This window comes from Vulcanococcus sp. (assembly GCF_044369115.1).
GTDB lineage: Bacteria > Cyanobacteriota > Cyanobacteriia > PCC-6307 > Cyanobiaceae > Vulcanococcus.
The window spans coordinates 1-7,249 of the sequence record NZ_JBIPMN010000140.1 but is presented as its reverse complement, the minus strand read 5'-3'; the positions used below and the strand labels follow the sequence as shown (position 1 = coordinate 7,249).

The 7,249-nt window shown below is 66.2% G+C and carries 5 protein-coding genes; all 5 read left to right on the top strand.

Annotated elements, in window-relative coordinates:
- Window positions 1–114 precede the first annotated feature (114 nt).
- Window positions 115–1,485 (top strand): sensor histidine kinase, encoded by a 1,371-nt coding sequence (locus ACIQ2E_RS10900; protein ID WP_398330188.1) that lies wholly within the window; start codon window positions 115–117, stop codon window positions 1,483–1,485.
- A 121-nt stretch (window positions 1,486–1,606) separates the two neighbouring features.
- Window positions 1,607–2,029 carry a photosystem I reaction center subunit II PsaD gene (locus ACIQ2E_RS10895; protein WP_296365609.1) on the top strand — a complete coding sequence of 141 codons (423 nt, stop codon included), beginning with the start codon at window positions 1,607–1,609 and terminating at the stop codon, window positions 2,027–2,029.
- 95 nt (window positions 2,030–2,124) lie between these two features.
- Window positions 2,125–3,645 (top strand): anthranilate synthase component I family protein, encoded by a 1,521-nt coding sequence (locus tag ACIQ2E_RS10890; RefSeq protein ID WP_398330185.1) that lies wholly within the window; start codon window positions 2,125–2,127, stop codon window positions 3,643–3,645.
- Complete coding sequence (gene gshA, locus ACIQ2E_RS10885; protein ID WP_398330182.1) at window positions 3,642–4,799, top strand: glutamate--cysteine ligase; 1,158 nt, start codon at window positions 3,642–3,644, stop codon at window positions 4,797–4,799. The genes ACIQ2E_RS10890 and gshA overlap by 4 nt, the downstream gene beginning before the upstream one ends.
- Window positions 4,796–7,249: phosphoenolpyruvate carboxylase (gene ppc, locus ACIQ2E_RS10880; protein WP_398330180.1), on the top strand; the 2,454-nt coding region annotated here is incomplete at its 3' end. The genes gshA and ppc, both read left to right, overlap by 4 nt.

The following is a 7,249-nucleotide window of genomic DNA, read 5'->3' as shown; positions in this document are numbered from 1 at the left end:
CATTCCCCTGCCGTGGCTCAGCTATGGCCGCTCGGCGATGTTGGTGAACTTCATCGCGCTTGGGCTTTGCGCCTCGGTGGCCCGCCGCGGCGGCCATCAGGGGGCGGCCCGCTGGTGAGCGCTGCAGAGCCCGTGAGCCTGGAGCAGCTGCGGCAGCGGCTGGCGGAGGGGGTGCCAGCGGGCAGCAGCGACGACGACAGCGTGAGGCGTCAATGGTGGGCAGCTCTCGCCACCTTGCAAGACGACTTTTTATTGCCCCTGGGTGCTCAGCAGGGCGTGTGGTTGGCCTCGCCGCTGCCGGCATTGCATGAGCCGGCCTTGCTGCAGCAGCTGCAGGGGTGGGTATGGGCGCCGGCGGAGCTAGGAGATCTGTTGCAGGCCGGTTCGCCGCTATTGCCGCCGGGGGTGAGCACTGCACCGGCACGGGCCGCCGGTGGGTTTCAGCGCCTGCCGCTGCTGGAGGCTGATGGCACCGACCCACTGCTGCTGGTGCTCACCCCGCGGCTGCAGGTAGCCATGGCTCTGCTGGGTGATCCCGGCCATCGGCGGCTGGTGGTGCGCTTTGATCCGCCCACCCTCTCCGCGGCCCTCAGCCTGTTGGATGAACGCCTGCAGCACACCGACCCCGAGCAGGGCCAGCGGCTGCGCCAGGCGATTCAGGCCCTAGGGCCGCTGCAGAGCGATGAGCAGTTAGCCCAACGCTTCTGGCCGCGGCTGGCGGAGCGGCTGGCGGCCATGGCGCCCAGCCTCACTCTGCAGCCGCTAGTGCACCGCAGCACCGTCGCCGATGCCACGACCGCCTCAGGCCCCAGCAGCGAACTGGCCCTGCTGGAAGCCCTCACCCATGAAGTGCGCACACCGCTGGCCACGATTCGCACCTTGATCCGATCGCTGCTGCGCCGCAGTGATCTGCCCGAGCTGGTGCGCCAGCGCCTGCAGCAGATTGATGGGGAGTGCAGCGAGCAGATCGATCGCTTCGGGCTGATCTTTCTGGCGGCGGAGCTGCAGCGGGAGCCCCCCACTGGCGATCAGGCCCTGGCCCGCACGGATCTGGCGCGGCTGCTGGCGCAGCTCGAGCCGGCATGGCGCCGGCAGTTGCTGCGTCGCAGCCTGGCGCTGGAGCTCGCTTGCAGCCCTGAGTTGCCGCTGGTGCTGAGCGATCCGGCTCGCCTCGAAACGGTGCTGGGTGGCTTGGTGGATCGCTTCAGCCGCGGCCTGCCGGCCGGTGCGGTGGTGCGCCTGAGCCTTCAGCCCGCCGGCGCCCGTCTCAAACTGCGCTTCAGTGCCAGTGCGGCGGTGCTGGTGGAGCCGGGTGAAGCCGCAGCAGCCGAGCGTGTGGGGCCAGTGCTCAGCTGGAACCCTGGCACCGGCAGCCTCCAGCTCAGTCGGCAGGCCACCCAGCGGTTGTTTCACAGCCTGGGGGGGAGGTTGGCGGAGCGGGCCGGCAACGATCTCACCGTGTTTTTCCCCGTGGCCCTCAGCTAAAAGCAGCCGTTTGTTGACGGGTGTGAAGACCCCGCTGCGACCGGCTGTTGGGCCTAAAACACGGTGCTAGCTTCCGGTCGAAACGGTCTGCGGTCCGCCGACTCCCCTCTCCGGAACAGCCATGGCATTGAGCGGTCAACTCCCGAAGTACATCGGCAGCACGGGCGGTCTGCTCAACGCCGCTGAAACCGAAGAGAAGTACGCCATCACCTGGACCAGCAGCAAGGTTCAGGCGTTCGAGCTCCCCACCGGTGGCGCCGCCCACATGAATGAGGGCGAAAACATCATGTATTTCGCCCGCAAAGAGCAGTGCCTGGCTCTGGGCACCCAGCTGCGCACCAAGTTCAAGCCCCGCATCGAGGACTACAAGATCTATCGGATTTTCCCCGGCGGCGACACTGAATTCCTGCACCCCAAAGATGGTGTGTTCCCCGAGAAGGTGAACGAAGGCCGTCAGATGGTGGGTCACAACGCTCGCCGGATCGGTCAGAACGGGAATCCCGCCAGCATCAAGTTCACCGGCAAGAACACCTTCGATTCCTGAGGGCTGAGAGCTCTGCCTGGCTGCCGGCAGCGGGGCGATCAACCTCTATAAAGGCGGGGCCAGGCGCCCCGTTTTTTTTGCCTGCACGCTCCGTGATGCCTTCTCCCGACCGCGCCACTGTTCTGGCCCAGGCTCAGGCAGGCAACAGCTACATCCCCATCTGGCGCACCTGGCCGGCGGATCTGGAAACACCGCTCACCACCTGGCTGAAAGTGGGGGCTGGCAGCGAGCACGGTGTGCTGCTGGAGAGCGTGGAGGGCGGCGAGCGTATCGGCCGCTGGAGCTTTGTGGTGAGCGATCCGCTCTGGACGCTCACGGTGCGCGGCGATCAGGCGGAGCAGTGCTGGCGCGATGGTCGCCGCAGCCAGCGCAGCGGTAATCCCTTTGATCTGCTGCGCGAGGCGCTGCAGCCCTACACCCCCTCCTCGATCCCGGGCCTGCCGCCGGTGGGCCAGCTCTTTGGCTTCTGGGGATATGAGCTGATTCGCTGGATTGAGCCGACTGTTCCGGTGCATCCCACCGCTGCGGATGGCCCGCCGGATGGCTGCTGGATGCTCGCCGACAGCCTGCTGGTGTTCGATCAGGTGAAGCGGCAGATCACGGCAGTGGCCTACGCCGATTGCACCGATGGTGCGGATCCTGCCACCGCCTACGACGCAGCGATCCAGCGCCTGGATCGGCTGGAGCGGCGCATGCACGCCCCGCTGCCGCCTGATCTCACGCCGCTCGATTGGCGTGAATCGCCCACGGCCGAACTGCCCACCCGCAGCAACCGCAGCCGTGAGGATTTTGAAGCGGCTGTGCTCACCGCCAAAGACCACATCGCAGCGGGCGATGTGTTCCAGCTGGTGATCAGCCAGCGGCTGGAAACGCCAGTGCAGCGTGAGCCCTTTGAGCTGTATCGCAGCCTGCGGATGGTGAATCCCTCGCCTTACATGGCGTTCTTCAACTTCGGCGGCTGGCACCTGATCGGCTCCAGTCCTGAGGTGATGGTGAAGGCCGAGCCGATGGCCGATGGCAGTGGCCGGGTGAAGGCCTCGCTGCGCCCCATCGCCGGCACCCGCCCCCGCGGTGCGGATGAGGTGGAGGACCTGGCCCTGGAAGCCGATCTGCTGGCCGATCCCAAAGAGCGGGCCGAGCACGTGATGCTGGTGGATCTGGGCCGCAACGATCTCGGGCGCGTGTGCCAGCCCGGCAGCGTGAGCGTGAGTGAGCTGATGGTGATCGAGCGCTACTCCCACGTGATGCACATCGTGAGTGAGGTGGAGGGTCTGCTCGATCCGCAGCGCGATGTGTGGGATCTGCTGATGGCCTCTTTCCCGGCCGGCACCGTCAGCGGCGCCCCCAAGATCCGTGCCATGCAGCTGATCCACGCCCTCGAACCCGATGCACGCGGGCCCTATTCCGGCGTGTACGGCGCCATGGATCTCGGGGGCGCCCTCAACACCGCTATCACGATCCGCACGATGGTGGTGTTGCCGGATGCCGATGGCGGCTGGCGGGTGCAGGTGCAGGCTGGTGCTGGCCTGGTGGCAGATTCCGTGCCGGCTTCAGAGTTCCAGGAAACCCTCAACAAGGCTCGCGGCATGCTCAAAGCTCTGGCTTGTCTGGCATGAGCCAACCGCTGTTGCTCAAGGGCTTCGAGGTGGAGCTGTACACCGGCCGTGCCGACGGCACGGTGGTGGGTTGCTCCGCCGAGGCCGCAGCGGCCCTCGAGGGATTCGTCACCGAACCCGATTGCCGCAACCTCGAATACACCACCCCACCGGCGGCCAGCTACGGCGAGCAGCTGCAGCTGTTGCTGGAGCCGCGGCTGCGCCTGCGCCAGTGGCTGGCGGATCGGGAGCTCACCCTGCTGCCAGGCAGCACCCTGAGCACCGGCGATAGCTATCGCTTCGAGCGCTCCAATCCTGATAATCCGTATCACGCCTACATCGAGGCCACCTACGGCACCCGGGTGGTGACGGCCAGCGTGCACATCAACCTCGGCCTCACCGATATGGAGGCCCTGTTTGCGGCCTGCCGCTTGGTGCGCTGTGAGGCGGCGCTGCTACTCGCCCTGAGTGCCAGCTCGCCATTTTTGGATGGGGCGGCCACCGGTGCCCATTCCCAGCGCTGGCTGCAGTTCCCGCTCACCCCGGAGCAGGTGCCGCTGTTTGAGAGCCATCCGCACTACGTGCGCTGGGTGGAGGAGCAGCTGGAGCTGGGCACCATGCAAAACGTGCGCCACCTCTGGACCTCGGTGCGGCCCAATGGCGACAACCGGCCCCACGATCTCAACCGGCTAGAGATCCGCATCTGCGATCTGATGGCTGATCCACTGCTGCTGCTGGCGGTCACGGCCTTTGCCGAGCTCCGCATTCAGCAGTTGCTCAGCGATCCCAAGGCTCACGATCCGCTGCACGCCAGCGCCCTCAATCTTGAGCAGCTGGCTGAGCTGGCCGATGCCAACGATCGGGCTGCTGCCCGCAGCAGCCTCGATGCGGAGCTGCGGCATTGGCGCGATGGTGAGCCGCTGCTCGCCCGCCGCTGGCTGGCCACGGAGCTGGAGGCGCTGGCTCCCCTGGCCCAGCAGCTGGGGATGGAGCGCTGGTTGGCGCCCCTCCGCAGCGTGCTGCAGGCGGGTAACCAGGCGCAGCAATGGATCTCGGCCCATGCTGCCGGTGCGGCGGTGGCGCCTTTGATCGCGGCGGGGGCTATCGAGATGGCCCAGCGCGAAAGCGAGCTCATGGCCTTGCTTGCGACAGACGGCGCAGCCCCTTTGGGATGATCATGGCCAACGTCTCCGCCTCGCACAGTTCCATGGGGCTCACCCTCGCCGCCAACGAAGCCTCTGCTGTCGCGGTTGAGCCCCGGGTGATGCGTCTGCTCGATGAGCGGCTCGAGCTGGTGGAAGACCTCTGGCAGACCGTGCTGCGCAGTGAATGTCCGCCGCAGCAAGCGGAGCGGCTGCTGCGCATGAAAGAGATCAGCTGCGCGGTGGATGGTCTGCCTGGCGATGCCGCGTCCGCGGAGGCCACAGAGCGCTCCACGGCTGAAATCATCCAAGTGATTCGCGAAATGGATCTGGCGGAGGCCATCGCCGCCGCCCGCGCCTTTTCGCTCTATTTCCAGCTGGTCAACATCCTCGAGCAGCACATCGAGGAAGACAGTTATCTCGCCAGCCTCAGGGCCCATCACCCGGAGGATCTCAATGATCCTTTTGTGCCGCCCCTGGCGAGTCAGACCGAACCGGCCACCTTCCGGGAGCTGTTCACACGCCTGCGGGCTTTGGGGGTGCCGCCCGCTCAGATCGAGCAGCTGCTGGTGGAGCTCGACATCCGGCTGGTGTTCACCGCCCACCCCACAGAGATCGTGCGCCATACCGTGCGCCACAAGCAGCGCCGTGTGGCGGCCCTGATTCAGCAGCTGCAGCAGAGTCAGCCTTCCAACCTCAACGACCACCAGAACCTGCGCCTGCAGCTCGAGGAAGAGATCCGGCTGTGGTGGCGCACCGATGAACTGCATCAGTTCAAGCCTTCGGTGCTGGATGAGGTGGATTACGCCCTCCACTACTTCCAGCAGGTGCTCTTCGGGGCCATGCCACAGCTGCGGCAGCGCATCCGTAATGCCCTCACGGCCACCTACCCCGATGTGCTCCCCCCGAGCGACGCCTTCTGCACCTTCGGCTCTTGGGTGGGCTCCGACCGCGACGGCAACCCCTCCGTGACCCCAGATATCACCTGGCGAACAGCCTGCTATCAGCGTCAGCTGATGCTCGAGCGCTACGTGGCGGCTGTGGGTGATCTGCGCGATCAGCTCAGCATCTCGATGCAGTGGAGCCAGGTGAGTGCGCCGCTGCTCGAATCCCTGGAGATGGACCGGCTGCGCTTCCCCGAGATTTACGAGGAGCGCGCCGCCCGCTACCGGCTCGAGCCCTACCGGCTCAAGCTCAGCTACGTGCTCGAGCGCCTGCGGCTCACCCACCAACGCAACCAGCAGCTGGCCAGCGCCGGCTGGGAAGCCCCAGGTGAAGCCCGCCCGGCGCTCCCGGAATTCGGCCAGGGTGTGCTGGCCGCGGCCCCAGCCCCGGAGCTGCACTACGCCACCGTTACTGAATTCCGCACCGACCTCGAGCTGATCAACGACAGTCTCCAGGGCACGGGCCTCAGCTGTGAGCCCCTGGAGAGCCTGATCGCCCAGGTCCATACCTTTGCCTTCTGCCTGGCCAGCCTCGACATCCGCCAGGAGAGCACCCGCCACAGCGATGCGCTCGATGAACTGAGCCGCTACCTGCAGCTGCCGGTTCCCTACGGCGAGATGGAAGAGGCCCAGCGGGTGGAGTGGCTGCTCACCGAGCTGCAAACCCGCCGGCCGCTGATTCCCCCCGCGGTGCAGTGGAGCCCCGCCACCGCCGAAACCTTTGATGTGCTGCGGGTGGTGCATCGCCTGCAGCAGGAATTCGGCAGCCGCATCTGCCGCACCTATGTGATCTCGATGAGTCACACGGTGTCGGATCTGCTGGAGGTGCTGCTGCTGGCGAAGGAAGCCGGCCTGGTGGATCCGATGGCTCAGCGCTCCGATCTACTGGTGGTGCCGCTGTTTGAAACGGTGGAAGACCTCAAGGCTGCCCCGGCGGTGATGGAGCGGCTGTTCAGCGAGCCCTTCTACCGGCAGCTGATCGCCAGCACCAGCCCCACCGGTAAGCCTTTGCAGGAGCTGATGCTCGGCTATTCCGACAGCAACAAGGATTCGGGCTTCCTCTCCAGCAACTGGGAGATTCATCAGGCGCAGATCGCTCTGCAGCAGCTGGCCACCCGCCACAGCGTGGCGCTGCGCATCTTCCATGGGCGCGGTGGCTCCGTAGGGCGAGGCGGCGGTCCGGCCTACCAGGCGATCCTGGCCCAGCCCAGCGGCACCCTCAACGGCCGCATCAAGATCACCGAACAGGGGGAAGTGCTTGCCTCCAAATACTCCCTGCCGGAGCTGGCGCTCTACAACCTGGAAACCGTCTCCACCGCGGTGATCCAGAACAGCCTGATCACCAGCCATGTGGATGACACCCCCGACTGGAATGAGCTGATGGCTCGGCTGGCGGCTTCCTCCCGTAGCCATTACCGCGCCCTCGTGCACGACAACCCTGATCTGGTGGCCTTCTTCCAGCAGTGCACACCGATCGAGGAGATCAGCAAGCTGCAGATCTCCAGCCGGCCGGCTCGCCGCAAAAGTGGTGCCAAGGAT